Here is a 21,988-nt window from a genome sequence, read left to right on the forward strand (position 1 = left end):
CAACATGGTCAAGATGGCCCCGTCATGATGTTACTTTTCAGCTTCCAGCCAGGCTTGGGCCTCGCCCAGCTTTTCAAAATATTTCACTTCCCCTTCGATAAACCATTGGGCCAGCTTTGCCATCAGCCTTTCCCTGAGATCGACGCCCACTATGGCTACCCGGGTAAATGCCTTGGCGTACTTGCGGGTAAACACAATATCCTCCCACAGGGCCATGGTTTCCCAGTGATTAAAGTCGATCATATTGATTAAGGCCTTGATTTTAGGCGTTTCCATCTCCTCCAGCGCCTGCTCTACCTGGGTTTCCATCTCCATGAAATCGTCGTAGGCAATATCGCCGTAAATCTTGATGGTGAGCAGCAGGGTATCGCCTTGCCTATCCAGTTCAACCGCCATGCCATGTGCTTCCAACATCCGCTTCCCCTCCACTGTGCCCGCTTACACCCGCTAAGTATGGTTCTAATTGCGGGTCCTGTTTGGCTAACACGGCATAAAACTGGGCAAAAAAACACGCGGCCAGGGCGGCGACTTACGGCTTGATCCTGCCGCCATTTGGATGCAGCCTTAGGCCCAATTATCGATATGCGGGAACCTGAGATGTTAAAGATGAAATACCTGGTAGCCTTGCTGGCGGTCGCCGCCCTCGGCTATCTGGCGGCCATGCCCTATATCACCGTCAACCAGATCAGGGAGGCGGCCGATCGGCGCGACAGCCGGGCGCTGGCGCAACACGTAGAGTTTGACAGCGTCCGCCAGAGCCTGAAAGATCAGCTCAATGCCCGGCTGTTACAGGGCCTGGGCGGCGAGATTAAGCAGAATCCCTTCACCGCCCTGGGCGCCGCCTTTGCCAATATGATGGTGGATGGCCTGGTTGATACCTATATGACACCAGCCGGTATAGAGCAACTGATGCGTGGCGAAACCCCGGCCCCCGGCATACCCAGCCGTTCGTCGTCCCAGAACAAGACTCAAAGCGGCTCCCAGTCCGACCCCTACAAACCTAACAAGCCGTTTTCCGATGCCAGCATGGGCTATGTCTCGCCCAATACCTTTGTGGTGACCATGAAGGACGAAAACGAGGAAGAAGCCCGGTTTATCCTGCGGCGCCGTGGGCTGGAGTGGAAGCTGACCGCCATAGTACTGCCGCTGGATAATAGCAAACAGGCTAAATAACTGCTCTGTTTGGTTGCTCTGCAAAGGTCGGACAAGGGGCCAACTCCTCCGACACGTCGTGAATACCTTCATGTAGCTCCACCGCGCCATCTGACCGCCATGGATGGCGGAAATGCCGGAACGGCAGGAGCATTTTCCGGCCCTGGCGCGGAGGGTCGGCGGAGCAGATCCCTTTATCTTCCCCGATGCCAGGGAGTTGCCTGTTGGCGTCGTCTACAGGCAACTCGGTGCTCGATAAGAGGCAACAGAGATGGCCTTAGCCTATGGCGTGTCGTGGGTGCGACTGTGTTGCCTCTGAGATCAGGTTTAAAAATGACCAGATGTTTACTCAAATTGGTATAATAACCTTTCCGGCCGTTTGATGGCTCACCGGCCTATCCGGCTTCTTTGTTTATCCCTCTTTGTTCATCCCTGATAGATAAACGGATTGGAAGCAGATATCAGCATGGTAAATCCCGCCGGCATTGAGCGATCGCAGCCTCAACCAAGGCTCCATCAGCTGTCTGGTTAGCCAGATAGAGAACCAGTTTGGTTAAAAACAGGCTCTCCTGCTCGGTTCCGATTTCATCCAGCGTCTCGGCCAGTCGGTCATAACACAATTCAAGGTCAACAATAGATAATGACGGCTGTTTGCTGATACTCATGCCATTACTCCCAGTTTGGTGGCTAATAATTGTTCCAGAATGTCGCTAAACGCTATATCTGTTCCCTCTATCCAGCGGGCGCTGACATGATGATCCGGCCGCACCAGATAGACAGAGCCGTCCTGGGCACCATAGGCATGTCGACAACGCAGTTGTTCATCGGACAATAACGTCAGATTGCCGGTCACACTGCTGTCGGTAACGCTTGGTGACAGCAATATAATACCCATGGACAGCCCCTGCTCATTCAGCTCGTCCAACTGTCGTTGTATCGTTTCCGGTACGGTATTGTTATCGCTGAACAGCAGCAGATTAAATCGGTTACCCGTGTAATCCAGTAAATAGTCCTCGCGCAAACGCATATTCAATAATGGTGCTCCCGGCTCTGGCCCCCGTACAAAGCCCGGCTGATCCGGCAGGGTCAGCAGAGACTGTCGATAATCATGGGCACGTGACGTACGCCAATGGAACAGGGGACCTACAAACGTTTCCTTCAGGGAAAGCGACAGCACTGCATCCCGCAATAACCGATAGCCCCGGGAAGGCGGAGTCATAAAGCGGGTACTCTTGCCTGCCTCATCTATAATTTCCCGCGCCGCGGCTACCCGCTCTGCAGAATAACTATCCAGCAATGTAGCGCCGGCCTGCTGCTTGACCACCATGGCCAGCTTCCAAGACAGATTTTGCGCATCCTGCAAGCCGGTATTGGCTCCTCTCACCCCAAAGATAGGCAAAAGATGAGCGGCATCACCACAGAACAACACCCGACCATGACGATAGTTATCCAGGGTCATGGCTCGGGCTGAATAAACAGAACACCAGTCCATCTCCCAGTCTGCCGTTATTCCCATCATCGCCAATTGGGCGTTGATCCTTTCATGCAGGGAGTCGGTGGACAACGCCTGCTCCGCCGTTTCTCCCTCTGGTAATTGATAATCTATCCGCCAGATACCTTCAGGCTCACGATGCATCAACACCGTATTCCCCCGATTCCAGACGGGATCAAAAAATGCCAATCGTTCAGTGGGAAGATCCAGATCGATACGAATATCGGCAATGACAAAGTTGCCACTGTAGCTGCTGCCCGTCATCCTCAGCCCCAGGGCCTTGCGAACATGAGAGCGAGCACCGTCTGCGGCTATCAGCCAGTCAGCCTGGAGTTGATATTCCCCCTCGGGGGTATCCATACCCAGTAGCACCCCCTCTTGGTCCTGACTGACGGTCACCACCTTACTGGCCCAGCGCACCTCGACCAATGGCGAAGCCGCAGCCTGCTCCAGCAGGTATTGCTCCAGGTACTGCTGCTGCAAGTTGTTGAGTGGTTCGAAGCGATCATCTTCCCGATGCGGCGCTTCCATGCGAAACACCCGCTTTCCCTGATAAAAAGAATTACCGCAACGCCAGGGCAAGGCTTTTTCCAGCATGCGTTCAGCGACCCCTGCCTGCTGCAAAATTTCCATGGAACGACGGGTGAAGACAATCGCTCGACTGCCCATGGAAACCTGCGCCTCCGACTCCAACACGACACTGGCCACGCCCTGCTGAGCCAGATTCAGGGCGCAAAGCAGACCTATGGGTCCGGCGCCCACAATGGCCACCGGATGCCGATTGACCTTCCCCTTGAGCTCGGGCGGACAAACAAAAGGAAACAGCTGATAATCGTAGTAGAGGGATGTTCGGGCTTGCATGTCCGGCTGATGCATGAGTTGATTCCTGTCTGTGTTTTTCACGAAACGGCAGTTATCCACCGGTTTCCTGCATGTTTATTTAAATACGGATATGTTTATTTAAATGCAGCCTTGTTAGCTGACTGTTGCTTGATGATGAAATGTTAAAAGGTATATGATGCCGGCTGTGTCCTCTAAAAAAGAGGACATTTCCCCTGGAGAAAATCATCACCATGCCGGCAGAACTGAACATTTTTTATTTATCGACCGCCTCCTGCATCGAGGCATTGGGCAGCGAACGTTTTTATCCACGTTTCTTTCAACTGATGAGAGGCCTTGCGCGTATAGAGCAGACTATGGTGTTTGAATTGAAACCGGATGGTAGTGAGGCAGTCTGTCGATTGGCCCATAACCAGCGCCATCCTCATCTGGGACTGAAGCTGGCGTCTCTTTATGTAGATGGTCCTTACCAGGAAGATGCGTTATTACAGGAGCTGGCTAAAAAAGTATTACTGAACGGCTTTCAGCCGGTTTGTCAGCTGATACTGCATAAATCCCTGCCGGCCGTATATCGCCAGCGTTTTTTCAATAACGCGGATTTGAACAGCAAATTTGCCATCATGGTTCAGGACGAAGTCAGTGGGAATTTATTTTATATCAACTTTTACCGGGCAGCCTCGGAGCAGGCCTTTAGCGTAACTGAACTCGAACAGCTAAGCCAATCGGTTCCGATCATCAGCGCCCTGCTGATCAGGCAGTTAAGGCGGCAGGAAAAAACCATCACGCGCAATAACAACGGCCTGTTATTGGCGGGTCTTTCTGAGCGTGAAGCACAAATATGTAGGCTGATTGCCAATGCCCTGACCAGTAAAGCCATCGCCAGGCAGCTGAATATAGCCGAAACCAGCGTTATCACCTATCGACGCAGGGCTTATCAGAAGCTGGGGATCAACCGTAAATCCGAACTGGTCACCTTGTTACAAACAGCGTAGGCGAAGCCGCCCAGAATTGAGTCGGCCTATCGGAACAACGCCATCACAGTTCAACATGACACTTTCACATCGCCATTCAACATCTACGGCGTAGCCCTTATATTTCATCCAACCGTTTCAGCAGGCGATCCAGGCCGCTGACCAGATCCCGGTACTCGGAGGCCGACAGGCAGTCGATCAGGCTGGCTTCCCACTCCTGCACCCTGGGTACCATCTGTCGATACAGGGTGAGGCCCGCCTCGGTCAGACTCACCAAGGCGGCCCGCTGATCCTCGGGCACAGGGGTGCGGACGATCAACCCCTTGTCTTCCAGCCCCTGCAACCCGCGGGAGACCTTGACCTTGTCCATGCTGCTGATGGCGGCCAGATCCCGGGCTATCACCTGCTTTCTATGGCCGATGGCGGCAAACAGCCGCCATTCGGGCCGGGTGATGCCAAACTCCTTGGAATATAGCTCCGCCAGCCGGCTACTGACCCGTTCGGCGGTCAATACCAGCTTATAGGGAACAAAATCATCCAGCACAAAATGCTTTATCTCTTTCACTTTATTTCCGATATACAGGGCAACAACGGGAACCACTTCCATCATACAGGCAATCATGACCGGCCTGTACCATCAATCGCCCCTCCTCACCATGTGATGCAGCGACGGGATGAGTCTCGGTCGCTTAGCCGGCCGTCGACGTCATAGCTGGGCCTACTGCCAGTCGAAATGAGGTCGGTTCGGCCCATTGTTCCGGTTAACCAACGGGTATTAGGATGTGTCCCGCTACTGTTGATGTTTCGTCACCGCCGACTCAGTACATCAATCCGGGCAAAAACAGCGCTATGGCCGGTATCGCCACTATCAATGCCAGGCGGATGATATCGGCGCACCAGAAGGGCACCACCCCTTTAAAGATGGTCGAGGTCTTGATGTCCTTCATCACCCCCGACAGCACAAACACATTCATGCCCACCGGCGGCGTGATCAGGCTGATTTCGGTAACCACCACCACCACTATGCCGAACCAGATCAGATCGAAGCCCAGCCCGGCGACCAGCGGAAAAAACACCGGCACCGTCAGCAGTAACATCGACATGCTTTCAAACACGCAGCCCAGCAGGATATAGATAAGCAGGATCAATGCTATCACCAGCCAGGGTGAGAGGCTCAGTCCGGCCACCAGCTCCAGCATGGCGTCGGGCAGCCCGGCCCGGTTGATAAAGTTGGAGAAGATCAGCGCCGCGATCACCACCGCAAACAGCACGGCGGAGGTTTTGGCGGTATCCAGCAATACCGTCTTCAGCACCCGATAATTCAGGGCTCGCCGGTACAGGGCCAGCACGAAGGCCCCCATGGCGCCGATACCGGCCGACTCGGTCGGTGTGAACCAGCCGATATAGATACCGCCCATCACCACCACGAACAGCAGCAGGGTGGACAGCACGCCTTTCAATGCCTGCCATCTTTCCGGCCAGCTCAGGCGCGCCATGGGCGGGGCAGCATCCGGATCCCGGGCCACCACCCAGCGCACCGCCCCCAGATAGAGCAACACGCCCAGCAGGCCGGGCAGGAAGCCGGCGGCAAACAGTTCACGAATGCTGGTTTCGGTGAGCAGGCCATAGATAACCAGCATCACGCTGGGCGGAATAAGTATGCCCAGGGTGCCGCCTGCGGCGATGGAGGCGGTGGCCAGGGCGTCGGAGTAGCCGTACTTGCGCATCTGCGGCATGGCGACCTTGGCCATGGTGGCCGAGGTCGCCAGGCTGGAACCGCAGATGGCCGAAAAGGCACCGCAGGACAAGATGGTGGCCATCGACAGGCCACCCTTGCGATGACCGACAAAGGCGTTGGATGCCCGGTACAGCTCCCCGGACAAGCCCGCCCTGGTCACCAGGTTGCCCATCAGGATAAACAGCGGGATCACTGACAGGCTGTAATCCTGACCGGTATCGATGATGCGCCGGGCGACCATCGCCATGGCCGCCGCCCAGTTGTAATCGATGAGATACCAAAAACCGAAAAAACCGACCATTCCCATGGCAAAGGCCAAAGGAAGGCGTAAAAATACCAGAACCAACAGGGCCACAAAGCCCACCAGAGAGATCAGCATTTCAGCCTCCATTTTCGGTCAGCGCGGCAGGCAGACGGCCGCCACCCAGCAGATACAAGATGCCGTTGCCCAGGGTCAACAGCGCCGCCAGTCCGCCCATCACCGCAATAAAGTAGGTCACATAGCCGAGGGGAATGCCCAGCATATCGGTCATTTCCTGGTAGTCGAGGGAGCGCCCGGCCAGTTCCCAGTTGCGCATGGCCACCAGCCCGAGGGCGACGGCACACAGCAGGTTGATCGCCAGCTGCCGCAGGTTGACCCAGCGCGCGGGAAACCGGCTGTCGAGCAGGTCCACGCAGATATGCTCCTCCTTCCAGGTCACCAGGGGAAAGGCGCTGAACAGCATCAGCGCCAGCAGTACCTGGAGCAACTCGATGGCCCCCACTATGGGGTGATTAAACAGGTTGCGCCCCACCACGTCGGCGAAGGTGAGCAGCATCATGGCAAACAGGCTGCTTCCCGCAATAAAGGTGAGGCTGTGCTCTATGGTGCCGTTCAGCCGGGTCAGGAACTTCACATCGCCTCCTGCAATTCACGCAATTGCTGCCGGTAATAGGTCAGCGCCGCTTCCCCGTCCACCGCCGGCTTGCGGGCCGCCAGCTTGAGCCAGTCCTGCTCGAGACCACTGGAAAGGGTATTGAGCTGCGACATCAGCTCGGGCGAGGCCGGGGTAACGGTGTTGCCGATGGACTCCGCATACGCCACGCCTTCCGCATCGGCCTGGTCCATCATGCGCCCAAACAGGCGGGACAGCCGCTCGCCGGACACCGCCAGGATCGCCTGCTGATCCTGCTTGGACAGGCCGGCCAGGGTGTCAGGGTTCATCACTATGGTGAAGCTGCCTCGGTAGAGGCCGCCCGGTATGCTCAGGGTATAGGGCGCCACTTCCCCGATCCGGAAGCTTTTCAGGGACTCCAGTGTCAGTAGGGCGCCGTCAAGCACTCCCTGGGCCAGGGCCTCATAGGTGCGGGTGGGCGGCAGGCTGACCGGCGTCAGCTCCATGCCCTGGGCCAGAGTGGCCATGATGCCGCCGCCGATGCGGATCTTCTTGTTTTTCAGATCGGCCAGGCTTTCCACCTTTTCCTTGGTGAAGATCTCGCCCGGACCGTGCACCCCGGTGGCCAGCACCACCACTCCCCTGTGCTCCCCCCCTTTACTCAGGTACTGCTCATGGACACGCCAGTAGGCGGCGGAGGCGACTTCCGAATTCACATCCCGGGTCAGGGTGGGGATTTCCGGCAACTGGGTCAGGTTAAACCGGCCCGGCTTATGGCCGTGGAACACCCAGCTCACCTCCCCTATGCCGTCGGTGACCAGGTCTATCTGGGAGTCGGCAGGTCCCAGATCATATTCCACCTTGACGCTGACCCTGCCCTCGGTGGCCTCTTCCACCCATTTCCCCCAAGTAGGCCAAACCAGGGTGTTGATGCCATGCTGGGGAGAGCCCCAGGTGCTGATACGGATCACCTTCTCCGCCGACCAGGCGCTGCAGGGGACGAATAACAGGGTGCCGACCAGGGCCAGCATACTGAGTTTGCGACCTAACATAACCCACCTCATTAGTTTCATATGAAATTTAAATCCATTTTTTATTTTCTGACTTCCCTGCATGAAAAATCGGCACGAGTTCAGTCGAAAACCAAGATATAAGCAAAAAACACCATATTCAACAAAAAAACTCCCACAATAAATTAACCAAAAAAACACTTGCCAGACACATTGCATATCGCCATATTAGTTACATATGCAACCAAATATTGATTTCAAACTGTCGCTAATCCGCAATTCATAAGGAACAGATGATGAGCAAGCAATTCGCCTCTCACGCCGACGTGGAAGAAAAACAGGTCACCTTTAAGCAACTCGCTCCTGGCGTCTATGCCTATACCGCCGAGGGAGATCCCAACACCGGCATCATCATCGGTGAGCAATCGGCCCTGGTGATCGACACCCAGGCCACCCCAGTGATGGCCGAAGACGTGATCCGCCGGGTACGGGAAGTGACCGACAAGCCGATCAAGCATGTATTGATGAGCCACTATCATGCGGTACGGGTACTGGGCGCCTCTGCCTACCAGCCGGAGAACATCATCGCCAGCCGCCAGACCTTCGAACTGATCCAGGAACGGGGCCAGCAGGACTTCGAATCGGAAGTCGGCCGTTTCCCCCGCCTGTTCGCCGGAGTGGAGTCGGTGCCCGGCCTGACCTGGCCCAATGTCGTGTTCGACGGGCGCATGACCCTGGATCTGGGCAACCGCCGGGTGGAGATCATGCATGTGGGGCGCGGCCACACCAAGGGCGACACCATCGCCTGGCTGCCGGAAGAAGGCATACTGTTCGCCGGCGATCTGGTGGAATACGGCGCCACCCCCTACAGCGGCGACGCCTATCATAAAGACTGGCCGCAGACCCTGGGTAACCTGCTGGCACTTAATCCAAACCAGCTGGTGCCCGGCCGGGGCGATGCCCTGACCAGCCCAGAGCAGTGCCGAGAAGCCATAGAAGGCACCCGCAACTTTATCCGCACCATGTTCCAGAGCGTGGCCGACGGCCGCGCCCGGGGCCTGAGCCTGGCCGACTGCTACAAGGAAACCTATGCGCAGCTGGCGCCCCAGTATGGCCACTGGGTGATCTTCGATCACTGCCTGCCGTTCGACATTACCCGCTGCTACGACGAAGCCGGTGACCATGCCGACCCGCGCATCTGGACCGCCGAGCGGGATACCGAAATGTGGCACAGCCTGCAGCAGGTACTGGAACAGCAGTCTTAACAAGGCAGCAGGGAGAAGCCAAGGATGCAAGCTACCTATCAGAATCCGGTGTACGACTATCGGGCCAGCCCGGACCAGCAAGCGGAGCAGCCGGTGCACCACCCGCTGGTGATCATCGGCGCCGGTCCGGTGGGCATGGCGGCGGCGCTGGACTGCGCCCGCCAGGGCCTGCCGGTAGTGGTGCTGGACGACAACAACACCGTCAGCATCGGCTCCCGGGCCGTGTGTTATGCCAAGCGCACCCTGGAGATCATGGACCGGCTGGGGCCGGGTCAGCGCCTGGTCGATAAGGGGATAACCTGGAACCGGGGCCGGGTATTCGCCGGCGAGGGCGCGGTCTATGACTTCAACCTACAGCCGGAAGCCCACCACCGCCGGCCCGGTTTTATCAACCTGCAGCAATATTACTTCGAGCAGTTCCTGGTGGAGCAGATCCAGGACGAAGCACTGATCGATCTGCGCTGGAAAAACCGGGTCACCGGCCTGAGCCAGTCTGAACAGGGCGTACTGCTGGATATAACGACCCCGGACGGCCTCTACCGGCTGCGCTGCGACTATCTGCTGGTGGCCGACGGCGCCAACAGCGGCATCCGCACCCTGATGGGGCTGGAGAGCAAGGGGCAGATCTTCCAGGACAGATTCCTGATAGCCGACGTGCTGATGCAGGGCGATTACCCGACCGAACGCTGGTTCTGGTTTAACCCGCCCTTCCATCGGGGCCAGTCCACCCTGCTGCACCGGCAGGCGGATAACCTGTGGCGCATCGACTTCGATCTGGGCTGGGACGCGGATCCTGAATTTGAAAAACAGCCCGAGCAGGTGATCCCCCGGGTGCGTGCCCTGCTCGGCCACGACAATTTCGAGCTGGAATGGGTCAGCGTCTACACCTTCCAGTGCCGGCGCATGGACAAATTCGTGCACGGGCGGGTGATCTTTATCGGCGATGCCGCCCATCAGGTCAGCCCCTTCGGCGCCCGCGGCGCCAACTCCGGGATCCAGGATGCGGACAACCTGATCTGGAAACTGAAACGGGTCCTGGACGGCAAGGCACCCCGGCGGCTGTTGGACAGCTATCAGCAGGAGCGCAGTCAGGCGGCGGATGAAAATATCCTGAACTCCACCCGCTCCACCGACTTTATCAGCCCCAAGAACAAGGTCAGCCGGGTGTTCCGGGATCAGGTGCTGGCGCTGGCCAGGGATTACCCCTTCGCCCAGGGCTTCGTTAACTCGGGCCGGCTGTCGCTGCCCAGCCGGCTGCTGGACTCGGCGCTCAACACGCCGGATCGGGACGCCTTCGGTGACCGGCAGGCGCCGGGCGTGGTGGCCACCGATGGTCCCGTGCTCACCGCGGACGGCGAACTGGCCTGGCTGCTTAACCAGCTGGGCAATGAGTTCTGTGCCCTGTTCTTTGCCGATGACGCCGAGCAGGTGCCGGTCGGCGCCTTGCAGGCCCTGCAGCAGGGTGATATGCCAATCCGCGTCCTGGTGCTGCTGGCGAAGGGCGCCCGGGGCACCTGCGCAGGGCTGCCGCTGCTGCAAGACCGGGAAGGGGTGCTGTTCGAACGCTTCGACGCCACCCCGGGCAGCCTCTACCTGTTCCGCCCGGATCAACACGTCTGCGCCCGCTGGCGCCGATGGGATATCGAGGATGTCCGTCGGGCCCAGGCCAGAGCCTGTGCCAACCTCGAGGAGACTGAGCATGAATGATCTGAAGCTGACCCTGAACTGCCCGGATCCGGACCATATCTACAGCCGGTTGATCAAGCTGCACCGGGTCGACGACGTGGAGCGCAGTCTGCGGATCAATGCCAGACTTATCTTATTACTGGCCAATCATATTGGCGATACCCAGATACTCGAGCAGGCTCTTGAGATAGCCGGCTCGATGGAAATGCAAGGAGAGAAGGCTCATGCGTAAATGGTTCCAGTTCCCCATCCGTGAGGGGAACACGTCTCACCAGGCCCACTGTGACATGCCGGATGGCACCTTCGAGCGGGAAATCGGCAAGGAGGGCTTTTTCGGTCCGGCGACCCATATGTATCACGATCATGCCCCCACCGGCTGGAGCGCCTGGGAAGGACCGCTGCGGCCCCGCGCCTTCGACACCAACAAACTGGAGCAGCCGGGTCATACCCCCTGGGATGCCACGCCCCTGCTGCACAATGCCAACACCAAGGTACGCATCTGGAAAAGCAGCCGCTCGATGGACCATCTGGTGCGCAACGGCGACGGCGACGAATGCCTGTTTATCCACCAGGGCAGCGGTCATCTCTACTGTGATTACGGCCATATGAGTTTCCGTGACGGCGACTACATCATACTGCCCCGCTCCACCAGCTGGCGCCTGGAGCTGGATGAGCCGGTCACCATGCTGATGATTGAGGCCACCGCCGGCTCTTACATGACCGCCGAACGCGGACTGGTCGGCCAGCACGCGGTGTTCGATCCGGCCATCCTCGAGTATCCGCGCATCGACGACGCCTTCAAGGCCCAGCAGGCCGAAGCCGGTGACTGGCGGGTGCTGCTCAAGGCCCGGGAGCAGATGAACTGCATCACCTTCCCCTTCAACCCCCTGGATGCCCAGGGCTGGAAAGGCGATCTGACGGTGTTTAAACTCAACTGGCGCGATATCCGTCCGTTGATGAGCCACCGTTTCCATCTGCCGCCGTCCGCCCACACCACCTTCGTGGCCAACGGCTTCGTGATCTGTACCTTCGTGCCCCGGCCGATCGAGTCGGATCCCGGTGCGCTCAAGGTGCCCTTCTACCATAACAACGACGACTACGATGAAGTCATCTTCTATCACAAGGGCAACTTCTTCAGCCGGGACAACATCGAGGCGGGCATGGTCACCCTGCATCCCTGCGGCTTTACCCATGGTCCCCATCCCAAGGCCTTCGCCGCCGGCGCCAAACACGCCCGTACCGAAACCGATGAAGTGGCGGTGATGATCGACACTCGCCTGCCGCTGGAAGTGGCCGAGCTGCCCGAAGGGGTGGAGAATATCGACTATGTTAATTCCTGGCAGGTGAAAGGCTGAAGAGAGCCGGAAGCGACAAATTAAAAATAGGCGCTGACGTTAGTAAGGAGAAAAACGGGATTCATTGTCCTCACACCGACCCGCCGGGAACCCATCCATGGGGGCTCAACGGCGTCACTGACCGCCAGGGATGGCGGGAATGCCGGAACGGCAGGAGCATTTTCCGGCCATGGCGCCAACGGTCGGTTTAGAGGCCAACCAACCCCGTTTATTAACCAGCTTTGGCGTCGATAGATTTATCTTAAGGAGAATATTGTGAAATTAGCCTCTCTGAAACAGGGCCGCGACGGCCAGCTGATCGTGGTATCCCGGGATCTGAGCCGGGCGGTCAAGGCCACCGGTATCGCTGCGACCCTGCAGGCCGCCCTGGACAACTGGGTGGGGGCCGAGCCCAAACTGCAGGCCCTGTACCAGCAGTTGAACGACGGCGCCTGCGCCGACAGCTTCGCCTTCGACCAGGACGCCTGCGCCTCGCCCCTGCCCCGCGCCTACCAGTGGGCCGATGGCAGCGCCTACGTCAACCACGTTGAACTGGTGCGCAAGGCCCGCGGCGCCGAGATGCCCGCCAGTTTCTGGACAGATCCGCTGATGTACCAGGGCGTATCCGACGGCTTTATCGGCCCGCGCGAGGACATCCGCCTGGCCGACGAAGCCTGGGGTATCGATTTCGAGGGCGAGGTAGCGGTGATCACAGACGACGTGCCCATGGGCACCACCGCGGAGCAGGCCGGCACCCATATCAAGCTGCTGATGCTGGTCAACGATGTGTCTCTGCGCAACCTGATCCCGGGCGAGCTGGGCAAGGGCTTCGGCTTCTTCCAGTCCAAACCGGCCTCTTCCTTTTCGCCGGTGGCGGTGACCCCGGACGAACTGGGTGACAGTTGGCAGGACACCAAGGTACACCACAGACTCAGGGTGCACCTCAACGACCAGCTGTTCGGCGAGCCCGATGCGGGCACCGACATGACCTTTAACTTTGCCCAGCTGGTGGCCCATGTCAGCTTCAACCGGGCGCTGTGCGCCGGCGCCATCGTCGGCTCGGGCACGGTGTCGAACGAAGATCGCAGCACCGGCTCCTGCTGCCTGGCCGAGCGGCGCATGCTGGAGATCATCGACCAGGGCGCGGCCAAGACCCCCTTTATGAGATTCGGCGACCGGGTGCGTATCGAGATGCTCGACCAGCAGGGCCAGTCCATCTTCGGCGCCATCGATCAACGGGTCGTGAAATATGAAACTCTATGACTATGTGCGCTCCTCCGCGGCCTACCGGGTACGTATCGCGCTTAATCTGAAAGGGCTGGCCTATGAGGCCAGCCCCGTCTCCCTGCTGGACGGTGCCCAAGGGAGCAATGATTACCGGGCGCTGAACCCGACCTGCCTGGTGCCCAGCCTGGATACCGGCGAAGGCGTGCTCGGCCAGTCCCTGGCCATTATCGAATACCTGGACGAGCGCTACCCGGAGCCAGCCCTGCTGCCGGGTTCGCCGTTTGAGCGGGCCCGCATCCGCAGCCTGGCCCAGCAGGTCGCCTGCGATATCCACCCGCTCAACAACCTGCGGGTACTCAAGTACCTGACCGGCGAACTCGGCATCAGCGAAGCGCAGAAAACCAGCTGGTATCACCACTGGCTGCAACAGGGGCTGGCGCCGCTGGAGCAACAGCTGAGCGGCAGCGACACGCCGTTCTGCTGTGGTGACACTCCCGGTCTTGCGGATATCTGCCTGATCCCTCAGCTCTATAACGCCCATCGATTCAAGCTGGACATGACGCCCTATCCGCGGCTCACCGCCATCGAACAGGCCTGCAACCGGCTGGAGGCCTTTCACCGGGCTCACCCGGATCAACAATAAATCAGGGGCCAAGCGGCCCCATTGCCCACATGCGATAATCACCCACTTCGGTCGGCGGGATCTGTCCAGCCGCCCTCCCAAGCCTGCATTCTCTTGTTAAGCTTGAATGACCACGGCATCGACAAGGACAAGGTTATGCGACCGCAAAACGCCCTGTTATGGCAACCCTCTCCCGCCCGTATAAAGCAAAGCCTGTTGCACGATTTTATACAGCAGGTAAACCGGCGCTTTGAGCTGCACCTGACCGATTACGCCGGCCTGCACGCCTGGTCGGTGCAAGACAGCCCCGCCTTCTGGAGCAGCCTGTGGGACTTTGCCGGGGTGATCGGTGAGCAGGGTGAACCGCTGGTAGTAGAGCCGAATAGTGCCGAACGAGCCATCTGGTTCCCCCAGGCCCGGCTGAACTTTGCCGAAAACCTGCTGGCCCATGGCCAGGCCTTTGCCGATCGGGACGCCTTGCTGTTCCAGGCCGAAGGCCAGGGCCATCGCGCCTTAAGCTGGCGGCAGCTCGGGGAGCAGGTCGCGGCCGTCAGCCGGTTCTTGCGGGAGCAGGGGATAGGCCCGGGCGATGTGGTGGCCGGCTATCTGCCCAACCTGCCGGAAACCGTGGTGGCCATGCTGGCCACCACCAGCCTGGGGGCGGTGTGGACCTCCACCTCGCCGGACTTCGGGGTCGACAGCGTGGTCGACCGCTTCGGCCAGACCCGGCCCAGGGTATTGTTCAGCGCCGACGGCTACCGCTATAACGGCAAGCTGCACGACACCAGCCAAAAAGCCCGGGACATCGTCGCCGCCATCGACAGCATAGAGTACTGGGTGCAGATCCCCTATATCGGCCAGCACAGGCTGAGCGAGCGGGAGCGGGTCCGGCTCTGGCCCGAGCTGCTGGCCCGGTACCGGGACGCCCGGCTCGCATTCACCCCCATGCCCTTCAACGCGCCGCTCTATATCCTCTATTCCTCGGGCACTACGGGCCAGCCCAAGTGCATAGTGCATTCGGCGGGCGGCATACTGCTCAACCACCTGAAAGAGCACCGGCTGCATTCCGACATCCGTCCCGGCGACAAGGTATTTTATTTCACCACCTGCGGCTGGATGATGTGGAACTGGCTGGCCTCGGCGCTGGCCAGCGGCGCCACCCTGCTGCTGTATGAAGGCTCACCCTTTGTACCCGGCGCAGCAGTGCTGTGGGATTGGGCCGTTGAGGCGGGCATGACCCTGTTCGGCACCTCGGCCAAATATCTGGAAGCACTGGAAAAACAACACGTCAGGCCGGCCGACAGCCATGACCTGAGCGCCCTGCGCACGCTCTGCTCCACCGGCTCGACGCTGGCACCGGAACAGTTCGATTATGTCTACCAAGGCATCAAGGGAGACCTGCAGCTGGCCTCCATCGCCGGCGGCACCGATATCTGCGGCTGCTTCGTGCTCGGCAACCCCATCAGTCCCGTCTACCGGGGTGAATGCCAGTGCATCGGCCTGGGGCTGGATGTGCAGGTGTTCGACGATCAGGGCAGCTCATTGCGGGGCGAACGCGGCGAGCTGGTCTGCTGCAACAGCTTCCCCAACCGCCCCCTCGGCTTCTGGAACGATGCCGACGGCCGCCGCTATCACGACGCCTACTGGGCCACTTACCCGGATGTCTGGCACCATGGGGATTTTGTCGAGCTGAGCCCCCAGGGCGGCATGCTGTTCTACGGCCGTTCCGATACGGTGCTCAATCCGGGCGGGGTGCGCATCGGCACCGCCGAGATCTACCGCCAGGTCAACCAGTTCGAAGCCATTCTGGATTCGGTGGTGATCGGCCAGCACTGGCAGCAGGACGTACGGGTGGTGCTGTTTGTCAAACTCGCGGAAGGAGCTGAGCTGACCCCCGGGCTGGAGGCCGCCATTCGCCAACGTATTCGCAGCCGGTGTACGCCGCGCCATGTCCCGGCCAAAATCCTGGCGGTGAATGATGTGCCCAGGACCAAGTCGGGCAAGATTGTCGAGCTGGCGGTACGCAACGTGGTGCATGGGGAGCCGGTCAAAAATATCGGCGCCCTCGCCAACCCGGAGACGCTGGAATATTTTAAAGAACGGCCGGAGTTGGCCTCTTGACCCGCTCCGCTAATCCGGCCAAGGTGTGAATAGACACATACAGAGAGCCATTCGATGTCACACCTCAGTCCCTCCTGGCTGCCGGCCCTGTCCGAGGCGGTGGCCGCCATCCATACCCCGGCCTTTCCCCGTGCCCTGCTGGCTTTTATCAATACCAGCCTGGCCTTCGACTGCGCCCTCGTGCTCGGCTATAGCCGGAGCCACAAGCCCATCTATCTGTACGACTCCCTCACCGAGCAACGGCAGGTGCTGTTCGAACATTACCTGCACCAGTCCTACCGGGAAGATCCCTTCTACCAGGCGGTGCAGTCGGGGATGGCTCCGGGCGTCTACCTGCTGTCCGAACTGTTTCCCCGCTTTTTTACCAAGAGCGACTACTATCGGGGCTTTTACCAGAATACCGGCTGGCACGACGAAGTGGGCATTATCAGCCGGGTGAACGACGAGGTGACTGTGGTGTTTTCCCTCGGCCGCCTGGGCAAGCATGCCGCCCCAGGCCAGGAAGAGCTGGCCACCCTGCGCCAGCTCGAGCCCTTGCTCCAAAATCTGTGCCTACAGCACTGGGGCAAGCTCAGCGGCGAACTGTCGTCGGCCCCTCCGGACCAGGATAATGTCAAAGCCCGTATCGATCTGGCCTTCGACAGCCTGGGCGATATGCTACTGACCCGACGTGAGCGGGAAATACTGCGCCTGGTGCTCCTCGGCCATCGCTCACGGGAAATCGGCGAACGTTTGGGCATAGGCGAAGGCACGGTCAAGAACCACCGCAAACGGGCCTATGCCAAACTGAACCTGAACTCCCAAGCCGACCTGTTTCTGATGTTCCTCAATCACCTGATCACCCTGGACAACGGACGTCAAGCCTAAATACCGCCGCCGAAAGTCGACCCTTGGCCGACTTTCGGCGCAATGAGCAAGCAGTTCAACCAGGAGAAACCTTCCCTTATCCTCTCCCTCGGATATTCACCACCTGTCTCTGGGTATATTCCAGCAGTCCATCCAGGCCAAATTCGCAACCGATACCGGACATCTTACTGCCGCCGAAGGGTACGTGGGGCAGCACCTCCGCATGACCGTTGATCCACACCGTACCGCACTCAAGGCGGTCCGCCACCTGGCGGGCCTGTTCCGGATCTTTCCCCCACACCGACCCGCCCAGGCCGAACTCGCCCTCGTTGGCCCAGGCCAGGGCCTGCTCCAGGCTTTGATAACGCACTATGGGCAACACGGGCCCGAACTGCTCCTCCACCACCAGCCGACTATGGGGGGCTATGTCCCGCACCAGGGTAGGCGCCATAAAACAGCCTTGGCCGGGCAAGGCCTGGCCGCCCTCCAGCAGGGTGGCGCCTTCGGCGCTCGCCTCGGCAATCAGCTCCTGCACATACTGCAGCTGGTGCTCATTCTGCACCGGGCCGAAGGTCACCCCCTCAGCCATGCCGTCGCCCACCACCTGGGCCTTGGCCTGTTCCCACAGCCGTTCACAGAGCTCATCATAGAGAGCGTCGGGCACATAAAGCCGCTTCAGGGCGGCGCAAGTCTGGCCCATATTGATAAAGGCGCTCTGGAACAGGGCCTGAGCTATGGTGGCCGGATCCGCATCGGGCAGCACCAGGCCGGCATCGTTACCGCCTAGTTCCAGGGTCAGCCGTTTGAGGGTGGCACCGCTACGCGCCATGATGTCCTGGCCGGTGCCGGTGGAGCCGGTAAACACCAACTTGGCAATGTCTTTATGCTCACACAGGGCCCGTCCCAGCTCGCCACCCGCACCGGTGACGATGTTGAACAGGCCAGCCGGTGCGACCCGGTTGAGCAGTTCGAATAACCGCAGGGTCGCCAGCGGGGTCTGGGATGAGGGCTTGCACAGCACCGTATTGCCCGCCCGCACCGCCGGCATGATATGCCAGACGCAGATCAGCAGCGGCCAGTTCCAGGGCGTAATGGAAGCCACCACGCCCAACGGCTTGTGCTGCAGCTCCACCCGCCGCTGCGGGCTCTGCTCCAGCACGCTGACCGGCAGCTCGAGGCCGGCTGTGTAGCGGGTCCAAGCCACCGCACCCTGCACCTCGAAGTGGGCCAGGGCCAGGGGCTTACCCTGCTCCAGGGTGATCAGCCGGGCCAGCTCCTCTTCATGGGCGACCAGGGTATCCGCGATGGTATCGAGCAGGATCCGGCGTTGTTCATGGTCGCTGTGGCGCCAGCTCCCAAAGGCTCGCTTGGAACTGGCTATCGCCTGTTCCAGCTGGCCCAGGCTGGCGGCCCGACAGGCGGTCACCGTTTCGCCATTTGCCGGGTTCACCACCGCTAAGGGCGCTCCCTCGCCTTGAACGAGGCAGCCGTCGATCAGTTGGGAAAAGGCGGGCAACAGCCGGGTATCCATATACTGGGTCATCATCTTACTCCTTAGGTGTTCAGACCCTGGCTCACCAGGGACAAATGAGACAGCGGGGTGGCTGCAAACAAGCCTTTTTTCATTTTCAGCCGTACCCAGGCCAGGGCAAACAGCGCCACCAATCCCAGTACCAGGGCGGTATTGCCATATACTTGGGCGCTCAGTTCCGGGCTCGGCGAATTGTTGAAAAACACATACCCCATGCCGGCCATACCCAACAGCTGGGGCAGCGGGTACCAGGGGGTTTTGAAGGGGCGTGGCAACTCTGGGTAGCGTCGGCGCAACACCAGCACATCCAGGTGCGCGATGACATAGGTCACTATCCAGGCCGCCGCCGCCGAGATCAGAAGCATGATGATGCTATCGGGGTCGTGACCCAGCAGCATCACAGGCGCTGCTATCATCAGCGCCTGTACTAATATACTGAGCCAGGGAGTACCGTTGGCTCTGCGGTGAGCAAAGCAGGCAGGCAACTGGCCACTGTCGGCCATGCCCGCCAGCATGCGCGGCACCGTGGCCAACACCGTATTGACCGTGCTGCAAGTAGCGGTGATGGCGGCCACCGCCAGCAACAGCATGCCGCTGTCGCCAAACAGCGCCAGCACCAGCTCCATATGGGGAAGCTCTGCTCCGGCCAGGGTCATTACGGGTACAAACTTGAGTCCGGCCCAGGCCAGCAACAGGTAGATAAAGGTCAGCACCACCAGCGCCGATATCATGGCCAGAGGCACATGGCGTTGGGGTTGGCGGCTGTCCGGGATCAGCGGGCAGACGAATTCCAGCCCGACAAAGGCCCAGATGGCCAAGACCACCAGCGAAAGCACTCCCAGCCCCAGCGGGTTGAACTCGGTCACCGACACGGTTGGCGCTATCGTACCCAGCTCGCTCACCCCGGCCAGGCCGATCAGTGCCAGGGTCATCAGCATGACGAAGGCCAGCAGGCTCTGTACCCGGGCGAAAATATTCACACCCAGCAGGTTAAGGCCGGCGAGCAGGGCCAGCAGCCCCAGGCCGATGCCGGGAAGTCCGAACAACATCGGATAGAGCTGACCGAGGATAAACTCCACCAGCAGCAATTCCGCCGACAGGGCAAACATGGCCACCACAGGATAGCCGGCCAGGGTGGCAACGATAGCGGGAAAATGCCCCATGGCTACCTGGGTATACACGCTGATGCCGCCAGCACCGGGCAGCATCAGCGACAGCTCGGAAAAGGTGAATACATAGCAGAGGGCCAGCAGGGCGGCGAGCACGATGGCCAGCATAAAGCCATAACCGCCGATGCCGGCCCCCTGCAGCACCGACACCATGGTGCCCTGCACCACCACAACACCCACGGCGACGGCAAACAGGGTCATCAGGCCCAACCCGGGCCGAGATGGGCTGGTCAGCCCGGCGGGGTTGGCCATGGAAAGGGGTTTACTCTGGGACATCCTGGTCTCCTTGGTGCAACTTTAATACAGACGCAAGCGCCTCGGCTGATACCGTCTGGCGGCGACTCGACGGTCTGGTGGGAGGTACAAAGGAGCGCCTCCGCGCCAGAGATAGCGCGGCGCAGCTCCCCCTTGACATTGCTTCCGATACCGCGGCCTACTCGACCCAGGCGGTATCGATCAAACAAGCTAGGTGGTCCTTAACGCACCGGCGCCGTCTGGCTAAAGGCGGTATCCAGGGCATTGACCAGGATATCCAGCTCCGGCAGCTGTATGGTCAAGGGTGGCGAGAGGATGATCTTGGTGCCGACGGGACGGACCATGGCGCCATGCGCGCGGGCAACCCGGGCTATCTGGTTGGCAAAACCGTCCATGGGATCAACCGGCTCTCGGCTGGCTTTATCGCTCACCAGATCCAAGGCCAGCATCAGGCCCTTGCCACGAACCTCGCCTACGGCGGCAAACTTCTGCTCGAATGGCTTGAGAGCCTGCAGCAGGTAATCTCCCTGCTTGGCGGCATTGGCAGGGATCTGCTCTCTTTCGACCAGATCCAGACATACCAGGGCGGCGGCACAGGCAACCGGATGGCCGGAGTAGGTGTAACCATGCATCAGAGCCCCGGTAAAATTGCCGTTTTGCTCGAAGGCACCGGCAATCCGCTGGTTGACCAGTGTCGCCCCCAAAGGGATATAACCAGAGGTAATGCCTTTCGCCAGGCAGATGATATCCGGGCTGACCCCCCATCCCCGGCAGCCGAACATATTGCCGCTGCGGCCAAAGCCGGTCACCACCTCGTCGGCAATCAACAGCACCCCATATTTATCACAGACGGCACGAACCAAAGGCCAGAAATTGGCCGGCGGTACTATCACGCCACCCGCCCCCTGCACCGGCTCGGCAATAAAAGCCGCCACAGTGTCCGGCCCCTGAGCCAGGATCTCTCGCTCCAGTTGGGCGGCGCATAAGGCCCCTAACTCTTCCCCACCGGCATTCCAGGGATTACGATAGGGCCAAGGTGCGTCTATCTGGATGCAGCCGGGCAACAGTGGCTCGTAATTGCGACGGAAAACCAAGCTGCCGTTGATCGAGGTACCACCGAAGTGAGTACCATGATAGCCCTGCCTGAGGGAGATAAATCTGGTGCGCTCGGGTTCTCCGACCAGCTTCCAGTACTGACGGCTGACCTTGAGTGCGGTTTCCACCGCATCCGAACCGCCGGAGCTGAGCATGACCCTGGCCATCTGCTCCGGGGCCAGCATGGCCGACAGCCTGGCCGACAGCTCTTCCACCCGGGGGTGACTGACACCATCAAAACTCTGGTAATAGGCCAACTCATCGAGCTGATGCATGATGGCGGCCTTGATCTCCGGCCGGTTATGGCCCAAGTTGACGTTCCACAGGCCGGCCACTCCGTCGACCATCCGCTGCCCTTTATCATCGGTCACATAGACGCCCTCCCCCGAGACGATACGGGTGACGGCGCTCTGCCGGACGCTCGCCGGGTGGGCCATCGGGTGCCAGAATGATTGTTGTGCCTGCTGGGTATTGGCGAATACGGTCATCTTCCTTCTCCCTAAGTTCCTCATTGGACGATTCCAATACGCAAAACAAAATTAACAATTAAAGAACAATTGAAGTATTCCATTATCATTCACTACGACACCATGTCCCTTTAGGGACCAAAGTGGGGGAAAACGGTACTAGCGTTGAGAAAGAGAGCAAAAGTGACATCGATATAGTAGGAGGGGTTGTCATACAGAGGGAGGCCGATACCTCGGACGGGACTTCAGATAATAGGTGCAACACCCATGGCCGAAGTAAAGAACGTCTCTG

General features: G+C 59.6%; 20 protein-coding genes. 10 read left to right on the forward strand and 10 right to left on the reverse strand.

Annotated elements, in window-relative coordinates; translation table 11 throughout:
• Positions 1-30: 30 nt before the first annotated feature.
• Positions 31-414 (reverse strand): SpoIIAA family protein, encoded by a 384-nt coding sequence (locus tag ABD806_RS10255; protein ID WP_344957555.1) that lies wholly within the window; start codon positions 412-414, stop codon positions 31-33.
• Between the two features lie 183 nt (positions 415-597).
• Here ABD806_RS10255 and ABD806_RS10260 point away from each other — a divergent pair, with 183 nt between their 5' ends.
• Entirely contained in the window at positions 598-1,173 is a 576-nt protein-coding gene (locus ABD806_RS10260) for a DUF2939 domain-containing protein (protein ID WP_344957558.1), read from the forward strand.
• A 440-nt stretch (positions 1,174-1,613) separates the two neighbouring features.
• Here the strand turns inward: ABD806_RS10260 and ABD806_RS10265 are convergent, their stop codons facing one another.
• Positions 1,614-1,817, reverse strand: a complete 204-nt coding sequence (locus tag ABD806_RS10265; RefSeq protein ID WP_344957559.1) for a hypothetical protein — start codon at positions 1,815-1,817, stop codon at positions 1,614-1,616.
• Positions 1,814-3,520 carry an FAD-dependent monooxygenase gene (locus tag ABD806_RS10270; RefSeq protein ID WP_344957561.1) on the reverse strand — a complete coding sequence of 569 codons (1,707 nt, stop codon included), beginning with the start codon at positions 3,518-3,520 and terminating at the stop codon, positions 1,814-1,816. The genes ABD806_RS10265 and ABD806_RS10270 overlap by 4 nt, the downstream gene beginning before the upstream one ends.
• Before the next feature lie 197 nt (positions 3,521-3,717).
• On the opposite strand from ABD806_RS10270, the gene ABD806_RS10275 reads away from it, so the two are divergent.
• Positions 3,718-4,476, forward strand: a complete 759-nt coding sequence (locus ABD806_RS10275; RefSeq protein ID WP_344957563.1) for a helix-turn-helix domain-containing protein — start codon at positions 3,718-3,720, stop codon at positions 4,474-4,476.
• A gap of 97 nt (positions 4,477-4,573) precedes the next feature.
• Here the strand turns inward: ABD806_RS10275 and ABD806_RS10280 are convergent, their stop codons facing one another.
• From ABD806_RS10280 to ABD806_RS10295, 4 genes are all read right to left on the reverse strand, one after another.
• The gene (locus tag ABD806_RS10280) at positions 4,574-5,065 is read right to left on the reverse strand and encodes a MarR family winged helix-turn-helix transcriptional regulator (RefSeq protein ID WP_344957565.1); all 492 of its coding nucleotides are present in this window, start codon (positions 5,063-5,065) and stop codon (positions 4,574-4,576) included.
• 208 nt (positions 5,066-5,273) lie between these two features.
• Positions 5,274-6,572 carry a TRAP transporter large permease gene (locus tag ABD806_RS10285; protein ID WP_344957567.1) on the reverse strand — a complete coding sequence of 433 codons (1,299 nt, stop codon included), beginning with the start codon at positions 6,570-6,572 and terminating at the stop codon, positions 5,274-5,276.
• Position 6,573: 1 nt separating this feature from the next.
• The gene (locus ABD806_RS10290) at positions 6,574-7,089 is read right to left on the reverse strand and encodes a TRAP transporter small permease (RefSeq protein WP_344957569.1); all 516 of its coding nucleotides are present in this window, start codon (positions 7,087-7,089) and stop codon (positions 6,574-6,576) included.
• Positions 7,086-8,120, reverse strand: a complete 1,035-nt coding sequence (locus ABD806_RS10295; protein WP_344957571.1) for a TRAP transporter substrate-binding protein — start codon at positions 8,118-8,120, stop codon at positions 7,086-7,088. Before ABD806_RS10295 ends, ABD806_RS10290 begins: the two co-directional genes overlap by 4 nt.
• A gap of 254 nt (positions 8,121-8,374) precedes the next feature.
• On the opposite strand from ABD806_RS10295, the gene ABD806_RS10300 reads away from it, so the two are divergent.
• The 8 genes from ABD806_RS10300 (at position 8,375) to ABD806_RS10335 (ending at position 17,200) form a co-directional block, all read left to right on the forward strand.
• Positions 8,375-9,343, forward strand: coding sequence for an MBL fold metallo-hydrolase (locus ABD806_RS10300; protein ID WP_344957574.1), 969 nt, complete (start codon positions 8,375-8,377; stop codon positions 9,341-9,343).
• Positions 9,344-9,367: 24 nt separating this feature from the next.
• On the forward strand, positions 9,368-11,050 hold the full coding sequence (locus ABD806_RS10305; protein ID WP_344957576.1) for an FAD-dependent oxidoreductase: 1,683 nt from the start codon (positions 9,368-9,370) through the stop codon (positions 11,048-11,050).
• Entirely contained in the window at positions 11,043-11,261 is a 219-nt protein-coding gene (locus tag ABD806_RS10310) for a DUF2783 domain-containing protein (RefSeq protein ID WP_344957578.1), read from the forward strand. The genes ABD806_RS10305 and ABD806_RS10310 overlap by 8 nt, the downstream gene beginning before the upstream one ends.
• Entirely contained in the window at positions 11,254-12,384 is a 1,131-nt protein-coding gene (locus ABD806_RS10315) for a homogentisate 1,2-dioxygenase (RefSeq protein WP_344957580.1), read from the forward strand. The genes ABD806_RS10310 and ABD806_RS10315 overlap by 8 nt, the downstream gene beginning before the upstream one ends.
• 255 nt (positions 12,385-12,639) lie before the next feature.
• On the forward strand, positions 12,640-13,626 hold the full coding sequence (locus ABD806_RS10320) for a fumarylacetoacetate hydrolase family protein (protein ID WP_344957582.1): 987 nt from the start codon (positions 12,640-12,642) through the stop codon (positions 13,624-13,626).
• Positions 13,613-14,233 carry a maleylacetoacetate isomerase gene (maiA, locus tag ABD806_RS10325; protein WP_344957584.1) on the forward strand — a complete coding sequence of 207 codons (621 nt, stop codon included), beginning with the start codon at positions 13,613-13,615 and terminating at the stop codon, positions 14,231-14,233. Before ABD806_RS10320 ends, maiA begins: the two co-directional genes overlap by 14 nt.
• Before the next feature lie 135 nt (positions 14,234-14,368).
• Entirely contained in the window at positions 14,369-16,333 is a 1,965-nt protein-coding gene (locus tag ABD806_RS10330) for an acetoacetate--CoA ligase (protein ID WP_344957586.1), read from the forward strand.
• 54 nt (positions 16,334-16,387) lie between these two features.
• Complete coding sequence (locus ABD806_RS10335; protein ID WP_344957588.1) at positions 16,388-17,200, forward strand: response regulator transcription factor; 813 nt, start codon at positions 16,388-16,390, stop codon at positions 17,198-17,200.
• A gap of 76 nt (positions 17,201-17,276) precedes the next feature.
• Here the strand turns inward: ABD806_RS10335 and ABD806_RS10340 are convergent, their stop codons facing one another.
• The 3 genes from ABD806_RS10340 to ABD806_RS10350 all read right to left on the reverse strand — a co-directional run bounded on the left by ABD806_RS10340 (position 17,277) and on the right by ABD806_RS10350 (position 21,717).
• A complete protein-coding gene (locus ABD806_RS10340) occupies positions 17,277-18,725 on the reverse strand; it encodes an aldehyde dehydrogenase family protein (RefSeq protein WP_344957590.1) in 1,449 nt (482 codons plus the stop codon).
• 8 nt (positions 18,726-18,733) lie between these two features.
• Positions 18,734-20,155 carry an APC family permease gene (locus ABD806_RS10345; protein ID WP_344957592.1) on the reverse strand — a complete coding sequence of 474 codons (1,422 nt, stop codon included), beginning with the start codon at positions 20,153-20,155 and terminating at the stop codon, positions 18,734-18,736.
• Positions 20,156-20,355: 200 nt separating this feature from the next.
• Positions 20,356-21,717, reverse strand: a complete 1,362-nt coding sequence (locus ABD806_RS10350) for an aspartate aminotransferase family protein (protein ID WP_344957594.1) — start codon at positions 21,715-21,717, stop codon at positions 20,356-20,358.
• Between the last annotated feature and the right edge of the window lie 271 nt (positions 21,718-21,988).

This window comes from Zobellella aerophila (genome assembly GCF_039539325.1).
Classification (GTDB): domain Bacteria; phylum Pseudomonadota; class Gammaproteobacteria; order Enterobacterales; family Aeromonadaceae; genus Oceanimonas; species Oceanimonas aerophila.